Source organism: Pseudomonas sp. BP11-1-1 (assembly GCF_052112105.1).
Taxonomy (GTDB): Bacteria; Pseudomonadota; Gammaproteobacteria; order Pseudomonadales; family Pseudomonadaceae; genus Aquipseudomonas; species Aquipseudomonas alvandae.
Map to the genome: position 1 here is coordinate 1 of NZ_JAUTYU010000006.1, position 17,543 is coordinate 17,543.

General features: G+C 61.5%; 17 protein-coding genes and 1 pseudogene. 12 read left to right on the forward strand and 6 right to left on the reverse strand.

Translation table 11 applies throughout. From position 1 onward, the window contains the following. Nucleotides 1-198 (forward strand): annotated as a pseudogene (locus Q7C33_RS14275) (hypothetical protein); the annotation flags it as partial. Between the two features lie 313 nt (nt 199-511). Here Q7C33_RS14275 and Q7C33_RS14280 read toward each other — a convergent pair. The 3 genes from Q7C33_RS14280 to Q7C33_RS14290 all read right to left on the reverse strand — a co-directional run bounded on the left by Q7C33_RS14280 (nt 512) and on the right by Q7C33_RS14290 (nt 3,254). Then, nucleotides 512-1,219, reverse strand: coding sequence for a cupin domain-containing protein (locus tag Q7C33_RS14280; RefSeq protein WP_407683597.1), 708 nt, complete (start codon nt 1,217-1,219; stop codon nt 512-514). Nucleotides 1,220-1,258: 39 nt separating this feature from the next. After that, nucleotides 1,259-2,116, reverse strand: coding sequence for a GNAT family N-acetyltransferase (locus Q7C33_RS14285; protein ID WP_407683598.1), 858 nt, complete (start codon nt 2,114-2,116; stop codon nt 1,259-1,261). 211 nt (nt 2,117-2,327) lie between these two features. Beyond that, a complete protein-coding gene (locus tag Q7C33_RS14290; protein ID WP_407683599.1) occupies nt 2,328-3,254 on the reverse strand; it encodes a 2-hydroxyacid dehydrogenase in 927 nt (308 codons plus the stop codon). A 286-nt stretch (nt 3,255-3,540) separates the two neighbouring features. Between Q7C33_RS14290 and gabT the strand changes: the two genes are divergently transcribed. From gabT to Q7C33_RS14305, 3 genes are all read left to right on the forward strand, one after another. Next, nucleotides 3,541-4,833: a 4-aminobutyrate--2-oxoglutarate transaminase gene (gabT, locus tag Q7C33_RS14295; RefSeq protein ID WP_407683600.1), complete on the forward strand. Its 1,293-nt coding sequence runs from the start codon at nt 3,541-3,543 to the stop codon at nt 4,831-4,833. Between the two features lie 84 nt (nt 4,834-4,917). Beyond that, nucleotides 4,918-5,574 (forward strand): 2-haloalkanoic acid dehalogenase, encoded by a 657-nt coding sequence (locus tag Q7C33_RS14300; protein WP_407683601.1) that lies wholly within the window; start codon nt 4,918-4,920, stop codon nt 5,572-5,574. Between the two features lie 45 nt (nt 5,575-5,619). Next, nucleotides 5,620-6,108, forward strand: a complete 489-nt coding sequence (locus Q7C33_RS14305) for an Lrp/AsnC family transcriptional regulator (protein ID WP_008146530.1) — start codon at nt 5,620-5,622, stop codon at nt 6,106-6,108. 12 nt (nt 6,109-6,120) lie between these two features. Here the strand turns inward: Q7C33_RS14305 and Q7C33_RS14310 are convergent, their stop codons facing one another. Beyond that, on the reverse strand, nt 6,121-6,906 hold the full coding sequence (locus Q7C33_RS14310) for an SDR family NAD(P)-dependent oxidoreductase (RefSeq protein WP_030138918.1): 786 nt from the start codon (nt 6,904-6,906) through the stop codon (nt 6,121-6,123). 179 nt (nt 6,907-7,085) lie between these two features. Here Q7C33_RS14310 and Q7C33_RS14315 point away from each other — a divergent pair, with 179 nt between their 5' ends. The 7 genes from Q7C33_RS14315 (at nt 7,086) to Q7C33_RS14345 (ending at nt 13,819) form a co-directional block, all read left to right on the forward strand. Continuing rightward, nucleotides 7,086-7,790, forward strand: coding sequence for a heavy metal response regulator transcription factor (locus Q7C33_RS14315; protein WP_030138917.1), 705 nt, complete (start codon nt 7,086-7,088; stop codon nt 7,788-7,790). Then, nucleotides 7,790-9,163 carry a heavy metal sensor histidine kinase gene (locus tag Q7C33_RS14320; RefSeq protein ID WP_217859496.1) on the forward strand — a complete coding sequence of 458 codons (1,374 nt, stop codon included), beginning with the start codon at nt 7,790-7,792 and terminating at the stop codon, nt 9,161-9,163. Before Q7C33_RS14315 ends, Q7C33_RS14320 begins: the two co-directional genes overlap by 1 nt. Nucleotides 9,164-9,601: 438 nt before the next feature. After that, entirely contained in the window at nt 9,602-9,862 is a 261-nt protein-coding gene (locus tag Q7C33_RS14325; RefSeq protein WP_030138914.1) for a DUF2790 domain-containing protein, read from the forward strand. A gap of 148 nt (nt 9,863-10,010) precedes the next feature. Continuing rightward, a complete protein-coding gene (locus Q7C33_RS14330; protein WP_407683746.1) occupies nt 10,011-10,961 on the forward strand; it encodes an SDR family oxidoreductase in 951 nt (316 codons plus the stop codon). Between the two features lie 62 nt (nt 10,962-11,023). Continuing rightward, on the forward strand, nt 11,024-12,346 hold the full coding sequence (locus Q7C33_RS14335; RefSeq protein WP_030138912.1) for an NTP/NDP exchange transporter: 1,323 nt from the start codon (nt 11,024-11,026) through the stop codon (nt 12,344-12,346). A gap of 279 nt (nt 12,347-12,625) precedes the next feature. Next, nucleotides 12,626-13,318: a type 1 glutamine amidotransferase domain-containing protein gene (locus Q7C33_RS14340; RefSeq protein ID WP_407683602.1), complete on the forward strand. Its 693-nt coding sequence runs from the start codon at nt 12,626-12,628 to the stop codon at nt 13,316-13,318. A gap of 69 nt (nt 13,319-13,387) precedes the next feature. Then, a complete protein-coding gene (locus Q7C33_RS14345) occupies nt 13,388-13,819 on the forward strand; it encodes a DUF1810 domain-containing protein (RefSeq protein ID WP_198796473.1) in 432 nt (143 codons plus the stop codon). On the opposite strand, the gene Q7C33_RS14350 is transcribed toward Q7C33_RS14345, so the two are convergent. Beyond that, nucleotides 13,716-14,999: an MFS transporter gene (locus tag Q7C33_RS14350; protein WP_407683603.1), complete on the reverse strand. Its 1,284-nt coding sequence runs from the start codon at nt 14,997-14,999 to the stop codon at nt 13,716-13,718. The genes Q7C33_RS14345 and Q7C33_RS14350 overlap by 104 nt on opposite strands. Before the next feature lie 184 nt (nt 15,000-15,183). Between Q7C33_RS14350 and Q7C33_RS14355 the strand changes: the two genes are divergently transcribed. After that, a complete protein-coding gene (locus Q7C33_RS14355) occupies nt 15,184-16,191 on the forward strand; it encodes an NAD(P)-dependent oxidoreductase (protein ID WP_407683604.1) in 1,008 nt (335 codons plus the stop codon). A gap of 30 nt (nt 16,192-16,221) precedes the next feature. On the opposite strand, the gene Q7C33_RS14360 is transcribed toward Q7C33_RS14355, so the two are convergent. Beyond that, nucleotides 16,222-17,517, reverse strand: a complete 1,296-nt coding sequence (locus Q7C33_RS14360; RefSeq protein ID WP_407683605.1) for a TIGR02270 family protein — start codon at nt 17,515-17,517, stop codon at nt 16,222-16,224. Nucleotides 17,518-17,543: the final 26 nt, after the last annotated feature.

Consider the following 17,543-nt stretch of genomic DNA (forward strand, 5'->3'; position numbering starts at 1 on the left):
AGCCTTGCTAGCGCTTGTAGGGGCCGTTTGGAGGTACAGGAGCGCTTTAGGTTTTTATCAGTTGGCCAACACCTGTCGGCACTACGTGCCGACGATGTTTATATCGGTTTTTACACACTCTGGGCCCGGCGCGGCTATCCCGGCATCCATGCCGGGATGCCCACTGCGCAAGACCTGCGTTCGGCCAGCGTGGTTTAACGGGGCGCTGAGATCAAGATCAAGATCCAAAGCAAGAGCAAGAGCAAGAGCAAGATCCAAAGCAAGAGCAAGAGCAAGATCCAAAGCAAGAGCAAGAGCGGGGCATCAGCCAGGATTTATTTGGCTGAACCACCGCTTTCGCGAGCAAGCGCGCTCCCACATTAGATCGTCAGCAGCTACAAAAATCATGTACACCACAGCCCCCTGTGGGAGCGAGCTTGCTCGCGAAGAGGCCGGTACATGAAGCATCTTCATCGACTGACATGCCGCCTTCGCGAGCTGGCTCGCTCCCCCATGACAAAGAGCGGAAACGCTACTTGCAAACATAAACCTTGCGCACATAAACCCCGCTCTTCCAGGCGCAAGGAGCCTCCCGGGGCACAAACACCGTATCCCCAGTCCCCACCGCCAACTCCGTGCCATCCGCCAGTTGAAGAACGATGTTGCCCTCGGTCAAATGCATCAGCTCATGCATCGCATGCGGCCTCGCCCGGCGGGTGTAGGGCGTCGAGTCCCAGATGCCGATGCGCAGGTTCGTCGCTTCTTCGATAAACAGATTGTTCGAACGGCATTGCGGTGTCGGCCCCAGCAGGATCTCTTCACTCGGAGGCGTCGAGGGCGAGAGCAATGTTTGTGGCGCAAGGAACATCAGCCCGACATTGCCCACTTCGGCAGGCTGGATATCGGCGCAGAAAGCCCAGAGAGAATCCGGTTGTGCCTCGATCCGGATCGACGTGCCACGGGCAATCACGGCGCTGTCTCCCGGATTGAGCCGGAGCGTCTGTTCCTGGCTCCGCAGGGTGACCTGTCCCGCGTGCACCACGATCGTTTCGCTGTAGGGATATTCATCGACGCTGAACTCGCCACTCGCGTGGACCACGCCGGCAGCGATGTCATCCGCCGCGACATAGGCAATGCGCCGGTCGAAAGGATCGTTGGCGCCCAATGAACCGGAAGTGAACGCGGTTGAGGCCGGGCGGCCGTCGGCGTGGGCCAGCAGCACTGCGGTGGGCTCTAGCATGATGCGGTGTCTCCGAGGGTAATAACGATGAAGGGGAGGTCAGCCGATGGCCTGGGTCACCAGGGCAAACTGATGGATGCCGCCACTGGCCTGCGGCGGGGTACCGCGGGCCATTTGTGCGACGGTGTCGACTTGCTTCAGTCCGGCTTCTTCAAGCCAGGGCCCCAGCCCGCAATCGGACGGAATGTCCATGCGCAGGAAAGCGTCCGGTGCCCGGGCTAACAGCACCGCGATCAAATGCTTGGCCTGTTGTGGATTTTCCGCGACGACCGGGCCGACATAACGACCACGACCGAAAGAGCGCAGGAGGGCGAAGGCGCGTAGCTGGCCATCGCGCTCGATACCGATGGCGTGCTCGGTACTGTCGAACAGATCGTTGAGCACGGCGCGCCTGTCCAAGCCGCTGCCCGCGTTGGCCAGTTCGATTTGCTGGCGTCGATCGGCGTTGGTCAATTCGCGGCAGCGTTCGTCAGTTGACAGGGCAGGAACGGCGGGGACAAGTACGTGGCCCTGATGCTGTTGGATATGCCCAAAATCAACGAAGCCCTGGCTGGCATAAAGTGGGGCGCCGGCCAGCGTCGCGTTGAGCATCGGGATTTTCGATCCGCATGCCTCGAGTGCCAGCTCCATGAGTCTGCGACCTATGCCTTGGCCCTGGTATTCGTCACTGACGATCACCAGGCCGATCGTGGCGTAGTCACCTTGCGCACAGGTGAACGCGGTACCGATCAGGCGGCCGTCGTCCTGCGCGACGAAACCCTGCGAGACGCGTTGCAGCATGGCCCAGTCTTCCAGGCGGTGGGGCCATTTCAATTGCACGGACAAGGCGTGGGCCGATTCCAGGTCGGCGCCGGTCATGGGGCGAAAGGTATACGCGGGGCGTTGCGAGTTAGGCATGACTTAGCTCCGTGGACAGGGCCGAAACCGGTGGGATTTCGCCGCTGAAAGTGTGTGTATCTCACCTGCCAATTGGCCTGGCAAGGGGCCGGCAGTGATTCGGCAGATTGCATGAGTGGCGTCGTCCGTGGCCGCAGTTATTGCTCAAACCCGCAGCACGCACAGCAATAAATTCCAGCAATCTTGCGTCGAAAAAAAAGGCAGACCCAGATCAATAACAGCGCTTGCGATCAACCTTGCCGAGCATCGATTCATTGCGTTGATGCCGACGGATATTGTCCAGCAATACGCCAAAGGCACTTTCAGGTTGGGTCATCGCCGCGATATGCGGCGTCAGCCAGATTTGCGGGTGTTCCCAGAAAGGGTGATCCGGCGCCGCTGGCTCCTGTTGCAACACATCGAGCACCGCCGCACTGAGCTGGCCGCTGGCAAGCGCTTCAAGCAGATCCGCTTCCACCAGGTGTCCGCCCCGACCCATGTTGACCAGGGCGGCCCCCTTGGGCAGATGCTGGAACAACCGGCGATCGAGAATCCCTCTGGTCTGCTCGGTCAATGGCAAGACGCACAGCACGATGTCGCATTGGCCGAGAAAAGCCGGGAGCTGTTCGCTACCGGCAAAGCAGTCCACCCCGGCGATGTGATGCTCGCTGCGCGCCCAGCCTGACAAGGCAAAACCAAAGGTCTGCAAGGTGCTGAGAATCTGCCGGGCCTGCGTGCCGAGGCCCATCACGCCGACCCGGCGCTTGGCGGCCGGCTGCAGCAGATGAGCCTGCCAGCACCGGGCCAACTGTTGCTGGCGATAGCGGAGCATATCCCGGTGCAGCCCGAGGACGGCGAAACTGGCGTATTCGCACATGCCTTGGGTGATGCCCGGGTCAAGTAGACGTACCACTGGCAGGGAAGCAGGCAACTGGTCGAGGTCGAGCTGGTCGACCCCGGCCGACAGCGCGAACAACACCTCCAGGTTCGGCAACAGGGTTTCGAGGTCGTCCGGCGCCTGCCAGGCGGCCAGGTAGCGAATATCACGCGGATCGCCGATGTCGGGCCAGGCACGCCATTCGATGTCCGGAGCGTGCTCGGCGAATAGACGTTTCCATTGTTCACCGCGTACCGGGTCGGCTTTATAAAGCAGGGCCATGGATGACTTCTCACACTGGATCGGGAACCTCCAGCATGCCCGAGTGGCAAAGCAGGATGTTTCGAAAGCGCCGGCATAACTGCCTGCCACTGCGGTGTTGAAGGCTTTTATCGGCAGATTCCATGGGGCTGGAGCCGGCTGATGGAATCTGCTGTTTAGCGGGGTGAAAACAGTCGATCCGAATTTCCCAGGGGCCAAGTTCGGCTTAGACAATTGCGTCGAACGCTTAACCTGTGGGACACATCGCAGCCGTTTCCCGGTTGCCTGGTTCACTGCCGGAGATGCCATGAACAGTAAAGTCGAAGAAACCCCGAACTTGCTTCGTCAACGTGATCAATTCGTGCCCAGGGGATTGGTCACCGCGCATCCGCTGGTCATCGACCGGGCTCAGGGCGCAGAGGTCTGGGATGTGGACGGCAAGCGTTATCTGGACTTCGTCGGCGGCATCGGCGTCTTGAACATCGGCCACAATCACCCGAACGTGGTCGCCGCAGTGCAAGCCCAATTGCAAAAGGTCAGCCATGCTTGTTTCCAGGTGGTGGCCTACAAACCCTATCTCGACTTGGTGAAACGCCTGTGCGCATTGGTCGGTGGCCAGGACGCCTACAAGGCGGCGCTGTTCACGTCTGGCGCCGAGGCGGTGGAGAACGCGGTGAAGATCGCTCGCGCCCACACCAATCGGCCAGCGGTGATTGCGTTCCGTGGCGGATTTCATGGGCGTACCTTGCTCGGCACGACGCTGACCGGCATGAGCCAACCGTACAAGCAGAACTTCGGGCCTCTCGCTCCGGAGGTGTTTCATACGCCGTACCCGAACGCCTATCGCGGTTTCACCAGCGAGATGGCCTTGCAGGCCCTTAACGAATTGCTGGCGACCCAAGTCGCCCCGGATCGGGTCGCGGCGATCATCATCGAGCCGGTGCAGGGTGATGGCGGCTTCCTTTCGGCGCCGCCGGAATTTCTCCAGGCGCTGCGCCGCCTGACCGAGCAACAGGGCATCGTGCTCATTCTCGACGAAATCCAGACCGGTTTCGGCCGTACCGGCACCTGGTTCGGTTTCCAGCACGCCGGGATCCAGCCGGACCTGGTGACCGTCGCCAAGAGTCTCGCCGGCGGCTTGCCGATATCAGGCGTCGTGGGACGTGCGCAGATCATGGATGCGCCGTTGCCCGGTGGCCTGGGTGGCACCTATGGCGGTAACGCCCTGGCGTGTGCGGCCGCGTTGGCGGTGATCGACACCTACGAGCAGGACCGGTTGCTCGAGCGCGGCAAGGTACTGGCTGAGCGTTTGCGCCAAGGCCTGCTGCGCTTGCAGGCACGTTACCCACGTATCGGTGACGTGCGCGGTACCGGTTTCATGTTGGCCATCGAATTGATCAAGGACGATGAAGCGCGCAGTCCTGATGCCGAACTCACCCAACAACTGATCGACCAGGCCAGGGTAGGCGGATTGCTGGTGATCAAATGCGGGGTGTACCGGAATGTGCTGCGTTTCCTTGCGCCCCTGGTCACTGAAGAAAATCAGATCGACGAAGCCCTGGTCATACTTGAAGCCGCGTTGTCACGGGTGTTGAGTTGATTCCAGGTCCCGGTCGGCAGCCAGTGAGCCTGCGCCGACCGAAGGCCTTTGGAGCACATGGATGCATCACGGGAGGCGACACACATGCACCTGACTGATTATCGCGCGCTGCTGATTGATTGCGACGAAGTCCTGGTCGATCGGGACTCCGGTATCTGGACGGCCTTGCAACCTTTGCTCGAAAGCCACCCAGGCGCGCTTGCCAGGGAAGCGGTGCTGGCAGAGTTCGACGCGGCGGTGCGCGGGCTCTATCCGCGTTTTTCCGAGCTGGGTTTCAGTGGCCTGTTGTGCTTTGCCCACCGTCAGTTGGCCGAGCGCCTGGAGCTCAAGGCCAACTGGGAGGAGGGCATGAGTTTTGCCCGTTCGGCCAGTACCTGGTCGCTGTTCGAAGACGCACCCGGTGCCATGTTGTACCTGCGCAAATTCTATCGACTGCTGGTGTACTGCGACCGTGACGCCGAAGACCGTGACAGCCTCTGCGAGCGTTTGGGCATTCCCCCCGAGGACCTGCATTCACGGGCCAACAATCCGTTGGAAGACGAAGCCTGGTTGCTGGCGAACATGCTCCAGCCTGAGCACATCATGCAGGTGTCCAAGGCCTCCGAGCGCTTACAGAAGTCGGCGGGGTTATGCCTGATCCGCCGTGGCCCGGAACAACCCACCGAAGAACAATCCGCCGATTTCCACATCACCAGCATGGCGGATCTGGTGGCCCAGCATCAGCTATCTTTGCGACGTTGAATTTGCTAAAACCACTGTCACTGAACGGCAATAATGGGGTACCCGATGGAAGGTTTAATCAAACTAGACCGAATTGATATCAGTATCCTTGTCGAACTTCAGAAGGACGGTCGAATGACCAACGTCAGCCTTGCCGATGCCGTGGGGCTGTCCTCCAGCCCTTGCCTGCAGCGGGTCAAGCGCCTTGAGTCGGCCGGCTACATTTCCGGGTACAGAGCGCACCTGAACCTGGCCAAGATCACCGATTCGGTGACGGTCTTCACCGAAATCACCCTCAGCGACCATAAACGCGAAGACTTCGCCAAGTTTGAATCCAACATTCGCCTGGTCGACGAGGTACTTGAGTGCCATTTGATCAGCGGTGGCTACGATTACCTGGTGCGTTTCATGACATGCAGCATCCAGCATTATCAGGAAGTGATCGAAGGGCTGCTGGACAAGAACATCGGTATTTCCAAGTACTTCAGTTACATCGTCATCAAATCCCCGGTGCTCAAGGACGGGGTGCCGCTGCGCAGGCTATTGCGCCACTGATTCGCTTGTGAATCAGCGCCCGGGCGCCTTGTTCTCCACCAGACAGTTGCCGCCATCCACCACCATGACCTCACCGGTGATGTAGCTGGACTCAGCGGATGCCAGGAAAGCCACCAAGGCGGCGACTTCTTCGGGGCGTCCCGCCCGGCCCATTGGCGTATAGCCCGCTGCATGGGCTTCTTCGGCGGTGGTCGAGCCGGTAGCGATCCAGCCGGGCGCGACGCAGTTGACCGTGATTCCCTGGCGGGCCACTTCCAGCGCCAGGCCCATGCTCATGCCGACCATGGCCGCCTTCGCGGCGCTATAGGAGGCCTCGCCGGGGTTGCTGCACCGCGTGCCAGTGGTGGAGCTGATATTGACGATGCGTCCGTAATTGCGCGTCTGCATGCCGGGCAGGACGGCACGGGTCAGTAGGAACGCTGTCGTGACGTTTCGGGCCAGGGACAGGTTCCACGTTTCCAGGTCCAAAGTCGCCACCTCGGCAAACGACTCCGGGCTGCCTTGCATGGCCATGCCCGCGTTGTTCACCAGCACATCGATGCGCCCCCACACTGACTCGGCCCACAGGCCGAACTCACGCACTTGTCGTTCATCGGTGAGGTCAAGGGCCCGTCCTTCGACTTCAAAGCCTTCGCCCCGTAGCTCTTCGACACGTAGCGCAGTGCGCGCGCTGCTGGCGGTGACGATCAGCCTGGCACCGGCGGCGCCCAGCCTCCGTGCAATCGCCATACCGATTCCCATCTCGCTGCCAACCCCGCTGATCAGTGCCACGGGGTTCTTTCCGGGTGTGTCTGGCATGGCATTTCCCAGTTGTTTTTGTGAGGGCTACGGAGCAAGGCAGCGGGTGACAAGAGCCGCCGGCCAGTATGGCATCTCGGAAACGATTTCTGACAAGAATGTCAGGCAGCGGTCAGTCTCCGGACACCTTCACTGTCTAGACTCTTTAGGTTGCCCCGCTTCCGGAGAGGAGATACCTGATGCGCTTGCTCATTGTCGAGGACGAAGAAAAAACCTCTTCCTATGTTCACCGTGGCTTGAGCGAGCTCGGCTACATTGTCGATGTCGCGACGAATGGCATCGATGGCCTGCACTGTGCGTTGGAAATGGAATACGACGTGGTGATCCTGGATGTCATGTTGCCGGGCAAGGACGGCTACGGCGTGTTGCAGGGGCTGCGCCTGCGCAAGAAAACCCCGGTCATCATGTTGTCGGCAAGGGGCACGGTAGACGATCGCGTCCGGGGGTTGCGAGAGGGCGCCGATGACTACCTGGCCAAGCCCTTTTCCTTTGCCGAACTGGTCGCGCGCGTCCAGGCATTGATCCGGCGGCGCGCCGATGACGCGGTCGATCCCACGCACCTGCGCATCGACGACCTGGAGGTCGACCTGCAGGCTCGCAAGGTCACACGTGCCGGGTTGCGGTTGGACCTGACGGCCAAGGAGTTCTGTCTGTTGAGCCTGCTGGCCCGGCACCAGGGCGAGATTCTTTCCAAATTGATGATTGCCGAGCAGGTCTGGGACATGAATTTCGACAGCGACGCCAACGTGGTCGAAGTGGCGATCAAGCGTGTGCGCGCCAAGGTTGATGCGCCGTATCCGCGCAAATTGCTACATACCGTCCGGGGGATGGGTTATGTGCTGGAGAGCCGCGAAGCAAGTGACAGGCAAGTCGGTGCGCTGTGATGAAAAGCTCGATCTCCAAGCGGCTCGCCCTGATGTTTGCCCTCGCGGTCATGCTCATCACCGCCGTATGCGCGACGTTGTTGCGCTGTTCCTTGAAACAATCGCTCGAAGACCAGATGCAAAACGAGCTGACCCTGCGCCACTCGGTTCTCGACCCGGTGCTGGCGAAATATGACTCTCCGGAATTCTGGGTGGGGCTGCGGCAGAAGCTCGACGGCCTGACGCCCGCCGACGAACGCGTGCGCTATTGGGTCCTGGTGGACAATCCGACGTACAGCTATGGCGGTGCGATGCCGGATGGCCGGGACTGGTCGACGCGCCCGGATGGATTTTCCAGCGTCACCATACCTGGCCGGGACCGCCCCATGGTCCTGCTGGTCGAGACCATTGCCGCCATGGGCAGCCGCCCGGAGTTGCGTTTTATCGTGGGGCTCGACTCAACGCCGTTCATGAAGACCCTGGATCATTTCACCAAGACATTGATCCTCACGTCGGCGCTAGGCGTAGTGCTGGTCGCACTGCTGGGCTATTGGATCGCGCGTTTTGGCCTGGCACCCGTCCGGCGCTTGAGCCGCCAGGCCAACAGCCTGCCGCCGGGGGATTCGAAACAACGCTTGGACACCGAGGCGCTGCCTGGGGAATTGCAGGAACTGGCGGTGTCGTTCAACGGTGCCCTGGCGCGCCAGGAAGCCGCCTGGTGCCAGCTCGAAGGGTTCAACGCCAATGTTGCCCATGAACTGCGCACGCCCTTGACCAACCTGATTGGCCAGACCCAGGTCGCGCTGGCCCACGGACGAGACGTGAATGAGCTTCAGGACTTGCTGCAATCGAACCTCGAAGAGCTGGAGCGGATGGGCACCATCGTCAATGACATGCTGTTCCTGGCGGGTGCGGAAAGCGGGCAGCGGGCCACTGAACTCAGCGACGTGTCGCTCTGCGAAGAGGCGTCGAAGACCGTGGAATACCTGGAACCGGTCTTGCACGACAAGCAGCTGAACGTGGTGATCCAAGGCGACATGCGGGTGCGTATTGACCGACGCCTGTTCCACCGATCCCTGGCCAATCTGATCCAGAACGCGGCGCGATACGCGGTGCCGACCAGCACGATCACGGTGAGCCTGGTCAGCCATGGCATGCAGGCCGAGGTCAGCGTCTCCAATGCCGGTGAGCCCATTGAAAATGTGCATCTGGAACGTCTGTTCGAGCGTTTCTACCGAGCCGATGCCGCGAGGGCCAGGAGTGACGCACATCATGGCCTGGGGCTTTCCATCGTGCGGGCGGTAGCCTCCATGCACGGCGGGCGGGTGTTCGCCCATAGCAAGGACGGGGTCAACACCTTCGGGTTCTCTCTGACGAGCCAGCCAGCGCGTTAATCAACTCAGCGTCTCCGCTGGCCGGACCGCCGCTTTCGCGAGCAAGCCCGCTCCCACACTGGTTCTCCAGCGAACCTGCAACCCATGCCCGCCACAACCCCCTGTGGGAGCGGGCTTGCCCGCAATGGCGGCGGCACATTCGGCATTGATGTGACAGAGCCACCGCTTTCGCGAGCAAGCCCGCCCCCACACTGGTTCTTCAGCGAACCTGCAACCCATGCCCGCCACAACCCCCTGTGGGAGCGAGCTTGCTCGCGAAGACGCCGGCACATTCAACATCTTCCTCAACTGGAACTCCACCATCGCGAGCGAGCTCGCTCCCACACTTGGCCATCGCGCTCGCGTTTGACATGTTCCTGTCAGTCACCCGTCACCTTGACGTCAGCGTCCCCCTCCTAGAGTGCAACCACCATCCCGGTCAGGACAGTGGAGTACACCATGAATATTCAAAACTTTTCGGTCGCCAGCCTGCTGGCAGTGATCACGTTGAGCGGTTCGCCTCTGTTTGCCAAGGAACAGACCCAGGCTCCGGCCTATGAATACGGTATGCCGCTGGACATTGCGCAGGCGGTTCGTATCGATGAGCCGAAATCAACCGTATGCGAAGTCGGGCAAGCAACGATGACTTACGTCGACACGCACGGGCAGATTCGTCACGTCACCTTCCTTCAACAGACAGACGCCTGCGCCATTCAGTAAGCCCGGTCGCACCAGTTTGCCATCCAACCAAGGAACTCAAATCATGTGGAACAGAGCAATCACCCCCGCAGGCGGCTTTCTATACACCATCAGCCAGCTCATGAGGCGGACCCGAACGTTGACGGCCGGCGTCGCACTCCTCAGTGCGATGAGCACCGAAGCATCGGACCGGGCGGTGCCCAAACCCGACTGGTCGACCCACGACATGCCTTCACAGAAGGGCCGGATTGCCCTGGTAACCGGCGGCACCAGCGGTATGGGCTATGAGGACGCCCTGGCACTTGCGCGGGCGGGGGCCGAGGTCATCATCGCGGCGCGCAACCCGGAGCGGGGTGCGGACGCCATCAAGCGTATCCGCGAGGCCGTACCCGACGCCAAGTTGCAGTTCGAGTCCGTGGACCTGGCCAACCTGTCTTCGGTGCGCGGCCTGGCCGAGCGTCTCAACCAGCGGCTGCCGCGCCTGGACGTGTTGATCAACAATGCAGCCATCATGGCGCCGCCTGAGCGAGGCACCTCCGCCGATGGCTTCGAGCTTCAGCTGGCAACCAACTACCTCGGACATTTCGCGCTGACCGGCCTGCTGGTTCCGCTCCTGCGGCAAAGCGACGATGCCCGGGTGGTGAGCCTTTCCAGCATCGCGGCCACGCGCGGCGCAGTGAATTTCGACGACCTGCAGTCCGAGCAGAAATACGACCCTTATGCCGCCTACGCCCAGTCGAAACTGGCCATCTTGCAGTGGTCGTTCGCGTTGCAACGGCGCAGTGACGAACAGAAGTGGGGGATCCGCAGCATCGCCGCGCATCCTGGCGTGGCCGTCACTGAACTGATCGCCCGGGGCCCGGGCGTCAACAGCGAGTTCGGCCAGCGCTGGGCGAAGGATCGCGATGCATACCACTCTGCGGCTCAAGGCGCGCTGCCCACCTTGTATGCGGCGACTGCCGAGCAGGCCGTTGGCGGCGCCTATTACGGGCCGACCGGCGATGACGAAAAACGCGGTCCGCTGGGGTTCGCCAAGACGCCACCGGCCGCGACCAACGAAGCGGATGCCGAACGACTCTGGGCGACCTCCGAGCGCCTGACCGGCGTTACCTATCGCTGATCCTATCCAGGGCGCGGGCATCGGCCTCGCGCCCGTCCCGTAGCCTTCTTTCTGGAGTTCCCATGAGTACGATGACGTTCGTACAGCGGCTGAGCCTTGCCCTTAACGCCCATGACGGTGAACTGCGTCCGGCGCTGTGTGGCTTCCTGCTGTTTCTTTGCCTGTTTACCGGTTACTTCATGCTGCGCCCGATCCGTGAGTCGATGGGCATTGCGGCGGGCGTGGAAAACCTGCAATGGCTATTCACCGCGACTTTCCTGGTGATGCTGGCAGCCGTTCCGTTATTCGCCTGGCTCAGTTCCCGAGTGCCGCGGCTGCGCCTGATCGATTGGGTGTATGGCTTCTTTGGCATCAATCTGCTGATGTTCGTCGAGTTTTTCCAGTTCCTTCCAGACAGTGTCTGGCTCGCCCGGGTGTTTTACGTCTGGATATCGGTTTACAACCTGTTCGTCGTTTCGGTGGCGTGGAGCTTGATGGCGGATGTGTTCGACAGTGAGCAGGCCAAGCGCCTGTTTGCATTCATCGCCGCCGGCGCCAGCGTCGGCGGCCTGCTGGGGCCCGCGCTGAGCGCGCTGTTGATCAACGCGGTGGGAGCGTCAGGCTTGATGCTGCTCGCGGCTGTGTTGCTCGGTGCCACGCTGGTGTTGAAACGGACCTTGATGAGCTGGCGCGGACAGGGCGGGGCGGGGCGACCTGGTGCAGCACCCACGCAAAACCCGCGGCAGCCACTGGCCGGCAATCCGTTCAGCGGGATGGTCGCGGTGTTCAGATCGCCTTATCTGGTGGGAATCGCCGGCTTCGTGGTGCTGCTGGCGACGGTCAGCACGTTTCTCTATTTCGAGCAGGCGCGCCTGGTAGCCGAGCACTACCCGGACCGGGCATCGCAGGTTCGTATCTTCAGCACCCTCGATATCATCGTGCAGGCCGGCGCATTGCTGTCCCAATTGTTCATCACCGGTCGTATCGCGCCGAGGTTGGGCGTGCGTGCTTTGCTGGCGGTCGTGCCGTTGCTCATGTGCGTCGGTTTCCTGGGCCTCGCCCTGGCGCCGGGCTTTGCGCTGCTTGCAACCTTGATGATCGTGCGACGAATCGGCGAGTACGCGTTTGTCCGGCCCGGCAGGGAAATGTTATTTGCGCCCCTGGATGCCGAGAGCAAATACAAAGCCAAGAACTTCATCGACACCGTGGTCTATCGCGCCGGCGATGCCGTGAGTGGCTGGGCCAAGAGCCTGCTCGATCAGATCGGCCAAGGTGCAGGCGTGGCGGCGATGGTGGGGGCGTGCTGCGCGTTGTTGTGGGGATACCTGGGTTGGCAACTCGGACGACAGGCGGATTATGCCGCTTCAAGGGAGCTACGCCTGGCGGCTATTTCGGCAAGAGCGTGAAGAACGTGAAGAACGTCATCTGAATGATTTTTCTCACGCTCGCTACGCTCATTTGAACGTATGGACCAGCGCAGCCTCTGACACTAGGCTTTGTACGAAAAGTGCCTGCGCGACGATCATGCTGCGTTGAAAACAGGCTCGGAATGCTCATTGACAACCAGTCAACTCCGCTTCCTCGCCTGTTTTCGCCTTGCCTGATCGCCGCTCGGCGACTTTTCGTACAAACCCTAATGCAGGGCGAGCGCACGTCGCCCATTCCCGCTCGGAGGACAAGTTCACATGAAGATCCTAATGGTGCTTACATCCCACGATCAGTTGGGCGACACCGGCAAGAAGACGGGGTTCTGGCTGGAAGAGTTCGCCGCTCCGTACTACGTGTTTGTCGACGCCAAGGCGACGGTCACGCTTGCGTCTCCAAAGGGCGGGCAGCCACCACTGGACCCCAAGAGCGACGAGGAGAGTGCCCAGACCGACGCAACGCGCCGCTTTGCCACGGATACCCAGGCTCAAGCCGCATTGGCAAGCACGGTGCCGTTGGGCGAGGTTGATCCCTATGACTTCGATGCCGTGTTCTATCCGGGCGGCCATGGCCCCCTGTGGGACTTGGCCGAGGACACCGACTCCAAGACGCTTATCGAAGCCTTTTATGTCGCGAACAAACCCATCGCCGCCGTCTGTCACGCGCCGGGAGTGTTCAAGAACGTCAACGCACCCGATGGCCAGCCCGTGGTGAAAGGCAAGAAAGTCACCGGCTTCACCAACTCCGAGGAAGAGGCGGTGGGCCTCACGCAGGTGGTGCCGTTCCTGGTGGAGGACATGCTCAAGGCCAAAGGCGGCGAATATTCCAAAGGCGCGGACTGGGGCAGTTACGTCGTCGAGGATGGTCACCTGATCACCGGCCAGAACCCTGCCTCGTCGGAAGCGGCGGCCAAGGCGCTGCTCAAGCGGCTGAAGCAGGAACTGAGCGCTTGAGGCGACTTTGTGGGGCGGCCAGCCGGTTCGCCCTTTGCCAGCGCGCTCAACGACGGGGGAGGATCGATCATGCAAGACCCTTTCAACCTGGCGCGCTTCGTCGAGGCGCAGCGTCCGGTATTCAGTCGCGTCATGGACGAACTGCGCGCCGGGCGGAAGACGAGTCACTGGATGTGGTTCATCTTTCCGCAACTGCAAGGGCTCGGTCGTTCCGAAATGGCCAGCCTCTTCGGGATTTCCGGCCTTGCCGAGGCTCGCGCATACCTGCAACACGATGTGCTCGGACCCCGACTGGAGGAGACCGTGATGACGGTCCTGCAGCACAGCGGGACCAGCGCCGAGCGGATATTTGGCTCACCCGATGATTTGAAGTTTCGCTCCTGTCTTACGCTGTTTATCAGCGCCCAGTCGGGATCTCCCCTGTATCAACAGGCGCTCGATCGGTTTTATTCGGGCGAGCCGGATCGGCGGACGCTCGACCTGCTTGCTCGGCAGGTATGAAGCGGTCCACGTTCGCAAACCACCACAGGGCGGCCACTCCCAGAAGGACTGTCAACCCAGCCAGGACCAGGATGACCTGTTGCGTCCCCAAAGGCGCCGCCAGCAGCGCCACCAGCAAACCGGCCAGTGGCTGTGACAGGTTGTTGAGCAACGTGATCACCCCGACGGTCTTGCCGAAGTCCTGGGGCGGAATGACCCGTTGGCGAATGGTGCGCATGTAGACGTTGAACATCTTGTCGAAACCGACGATCAACAGGAAGCCCAGGACATAGCCCGACAGGTTTGGACTCAGGGCACTGATCACCCCGCCTGCAGCGATCATCGAATAGCCAATTCCCCCTAAGACCCGCAGGGGCAGGGTTACTCGCGCGAGGAGCAACAGGATAAAGATCGTGGTTGCGGCGCCAGCCGCCTGCAAGCCGGCGTAGTGGTCCTTGCCGGCACCGTACTCGCCGATCACCATGGCGGCCGAAGTGGCCAAGGTGACGCCGACAATCAGGTTGACGCCCACCGCCAGCGCGATGATCTTTTTCAGTTCCGCCAGGTTGCGGATATGCCCGAAGGCGATCCGCAGGGGCTGTAGCCAGATGTCCTGGTGCTGCTCGTATACTTCCAGCCTTACCCGGCTGAGTCGTTGCCATACCCGCATGCCCAGGTCGGCGAGCAGGAACAGCGCGGCGACCCACAGCACCACCCAGTGCCATGCCCAGATATCCAACAACAATGCCGCCACCAATGGGCCGAGCACCAGCCCGGTCTGGTCGGCAATTTGCGAATAGGACAAGGTCTTGGTGTAGCTGTAATGCCGGAAGACATACGGCATCAGCACTTCGCGGGCCATGATGCCTTGGGTGGTCAGCACGCCACAGACGGCTGAAAGCACCACGACCCAGGCGATGCCGCCAAAAACGCCGTAGAGCGCCATCGCCAACAGACAAAGCAGCGCCCGATAGACCTGGCTGATATGCAGGATCCTGATCGGCGAATACTTGTCGCACAGGGCGCCGCACATTGGGAAAGCGAGAAAGCGCGGCAGTGATTCGACGAAGAACGCCAACCCGGCCCATGAAGCGCTGTTGGTGGTCTGGAACACTACCAGCGGCACGATGAACAACAGGATCTGGTCCGCCAGCCTCGATAGAAACAGCGAGATGAAAAAAGCCAAGTAATCCTTTCGCATGGAAACATCCTGTGACGAGGCGAAGCGGCGCACGCCACACACACTGACAGAATCAGGTCGGGGATTGAAGCGGGGTCGGCATCGGCTCGACGACGCGCGGTATCAATGCAGGGGTAGGTAGCCCGATGATGCTGTGCTAAGTTACCAAAGGTAGGTTAAACCCCAAAAGCAAGGAGGACAGATGATGTCACTCGATCCTATCCTGTTCATGGGCGGTTCTGGCGCTATCGGCCACCATACTGCCCGGGCGCTGCGCGCCGCTCATCCAGATGTACCGTTGTTGATCGGCGGACGTGACCTTGCGAAGGCCCAACGGGTCGCGGAGCAACTGGGCGGGGCGCAGGCCGTGGCGATCGACGCCGGTGCCGACGACCTGGGCCTCGGCGATCGCGCGGTCAGCGCGGTGGTGGTCTTCTACATGGACCACGCTCTCGCTGGATTGCGCTTTGCGCAGCAGCGCGGGGTGCCGCACCTGAGCATATCTTCCGGCGTTTTCGAGATCGCTCCGGAGATCGCCATGTACATGCATGCGCCAGGCGCATCGCCGATTGTCCTCGGTTATGAGTGGATGGTCGGCGCAACGACGGTGTCGACGTTCAGCGTTGCCCGTGAGTTTGGCCGGATCGACGATATCCGGATCAATGCGCTGGTCGATGAGCAGGACACGGGCGGCCCGACCGTTGCCAGCGATTTCGAACACCTGAACAAAATGCTCCCCGCCGCGCTGACCAGGCGCGGCGGATCATTTGTCTGGCGCGAAGGGGAGGACGCCAAGGCGCGCTTCCACGCGCTGGACGGCACGGCAATCGAAGCCACGGGTTTTTCTTCCATTGACGTCGTCGGCCTGGCGGCTGCGACGGGTGCACCGAATGTCCAGTTCAACATTGGCATCGGGGTGAGCTCCAGCAGGCGCCAAGGACGACCCATGTCCACCGAGATCATCATCGAACTCGCTGGCGAGGATCTTCGAGGCAACTCGCTGCGCACCCGTCATGCCGTCGTCCACCCGGCAGGCACTGCGCCGCTGACTGGTCTCTGCGTCGCCATGAACCTTGAGCGCCTGCTCGGGTTGGACGGCCAGCCTGCAACCCCGCCTGGGCTCTACTTTCCCTATCAACTGCTGGATGCCGAAGCGTATCTTGAGCGTTTGCGGGGAGAGGGCGGAGAGATGCGTAGATTGCCGGTGATGTAAGCGCTCCGAGCACGATTCGAAGCTTTGAGTTTATGTGGCGCTTGGGTTCATGAGATGCGAACGAAGCCAGTTATCTGGGCTTTCCGTCATTTCCAACAGCCGCTTTTGTTGCCAGGCCGGCGCACTGGTTGGGAACACCGCCTCGCCCGGCCGGAACCGCGCGAGACCGCAGGCGGCGGCGATGCGTTGACGTTGCTGGCCACGGACCAGCGCTTGCATAAAACTGCATTCGTTCTGGGCCAGTCCCAAGATGTAGCGAGTCCCCACTTGGAAATTTCCGCCATTGGCCTGCCACCAGGCATCGACAGACTGAGGGTTTGGCCAAGGCAGGTTCTCATCGGGATCCATGAGGACATGCGGATCTTCGGGGTTATCGTTCGGGCCCGCATCGAAATCCGGCAAGACGTGTAGCTCCAGATCGAGCAGGGCCAGGTCGGCTCCTGTGATCAGGCTGAAGGCTTCGCCAGCGACACGTGCACAAGGCGCATCGGCCATGTGTTGGATCAACCACGGCACGCTGACCGGATCGCCCAACAGTCCAAGGGCCTGGATGCCGATGCGCCGCTGCCGGGGATCCTGTACCCACTGGCGTATCCAGGCGATGCTCGGTTCGCGCGCCTGCCAGGCCAGCAGCACGCAGGCCGCGCGGTATTGAAACTCGCCTGGTTGCTCGGCGAACAGTCGCAGCGGTTCGAGGGCTTGCTGATCACCCATTTGCGCCGTTGCCCAGTTGGCCCAGAAGCGGGTGGCAGGGTGCATATGCGTTCGGTGGACTTGCAAGGCCTGTGACAGGTCATGCCGGCGCAGCTCGCCGGCGGTGCGGGCGGCACGTGCAAGTACGCTGGGATCAACATCGGACAGTCCGGCCAGCAGGACGGCACCGGGGTCGTGGCGGTGCATGCCACACGCCGCCAGCCCGAGACGGCGAAAAAGCGGTTCGGGTGCCGCAAGCATGCGGTCGATCCAGGGCTCTATGCGCGCCCAGTCAAGCCAGCCCAAGGCCATCAGATAACCGCGCTCTGTTTCCGCGGCGCTTCGCAAATGCTCGCTGAGCCGCGACAGCGCCTTTGCATCGGCCGCCTCGAAGGCCAGCACCACGCTTGCGAACATTTCGCCGACGGTGTGCGGGCCGAGCTGCTCCAGAAGGGCTTCCAGGCCGGCTGCCCCGGCGATACGCAGGCCATCGAGATGCGCTTCGATACGCTCTTCCAATGCGCCCAGTTCATCCAGGTCGTAGTGGGGCGCGCGCAGTGCGTAGTCGCGCAGGACCGCCAGGAAACCGGCTTCCTCAACGTGCAGGTCGAGCACAACGGGCAGCGTGGTCATTGGCCTTTGATCCGGAAGGGAGATTT

Bases quoted from the DNA above. Each gene is read 5' to 3' on its own strand.
- Q7C33_RS14280 (WP_407683597.1), bottom strand. From the start codon at position 1,219: ATGCTAGAGCCCACCGCAGTGCTGCTGGCCCACGCCGACGGCCGCCCG.
- Q7C33_RS14285 (WP_407683598.1), bottom strand. From the start codon at position 2,116: ATGCCTAACTCGCAACGCCCCGCGTATACCTTTCGCCCCATGACCGGC.
- Q7C33_RS14290 (WP_407683599.1), bottom strand. From the start codon at position 3,254: ATGGCCCTGCTTTATAAAGCCGACCCGGTACGCGGTGAACAATGGAAA.
- gabT (WP_407683600.1), top strand. From the start codon at position 3,541: ATGAACAGTAAAGTCGAAGAAACCCCGAACTTGCTTCGTCAACGTGAT.
- Q7C33_RS14300 (WP_407683601.1), top strand. From the start codon at position 4,918: ATGCACCTGACTGATTATCGCGCGCTGCTGATTGATTGCGACGAAGTC.
- Q7C33_RS14305 (WP_008146530.1), top strand. From the start codon at position 5,620: ATGGAAGGTTTAATCAAACTAGACCGAATTGATATCAGTATCCTTGTC.
- Q7C33_RS14310 (WP_030138918.1), bottom strand. From the start codon at position 6,906: ATGCCAGACACACCCGGAAAGAACCCCGTGGCACTGATCAGCGGGGTT.
- Q7C33_RS14315 (WP_030138917.1), top strand. From the start codon at position 7,086: ATGCGCTTGCTCATTGTCGAGGACGAAGAAAAAACCTCTTCCTATGTT.
- Q7C33_RS14320 (WP_217859496.1), top strand. From the start codon at position 7,790: ATGAAAAGCTCGATCTCCAAGCGGCTCGCCCTGATGTTTGCCCTCGCG.
- Q7C33_RS14325 (WP_030138914.1), top strand. From the start codon at position 9,602: ATGAATATTCAAAACTTTTCGGTCGCCAGCCTGCTGGCAGTGATCACG.
- Q7C33_RS14330 (WP_407683746.1), top strand. From the start codon at position 10,011: ATGAGCACCGAAGCATCGGACCGGGCGGTGCCCAAACCCGACTGGTCG.
- Q7C33_RS14335 (WP_030138912.1), top strand. From the start codon at position 11,024: ATGAGTACGATGACGTTCGTACAGCGGCTGAGCCTTGCCCTTAACGCC.
- Q7C33_RS14340 (WP_407683602.1), top strand. From the start codon at position 12,626: ATGAAGATCCTAATGGTGCTTACATCCCACGATCAGTTGGGCGACACC.
- Q7C33_RS14345 (WP_198796473.1), top strand. From the start codon at position 13,388: ATGCAAGACCCTTTCAACCTGGCGCGCTTCGTCGAGGCGCAGCGTCCG.
- Q7C33_RS14350 (WP_407683603.1), bottom strand. From the start codon at position 14,999: ATGCGAAAGGATTACTTGGCTTTTTTCATCTCGCTGTTTCTATCGAGG.
- Q7C33_RS14355 (WP_407683604.1), top strand. From the start codon at position 15,184: ATGTCACTCGATCCTATCCTGTTCATGGGCGGTTCTGGCGCTATCGGC.
- Q7C33_RS14360 (WP_407683605.1), bottom strand. From the start codon at position 17,517: ATGACCACGCTGCCCGTTGTGCTCGACCTGCACGTTGAGGAAGCCGGT.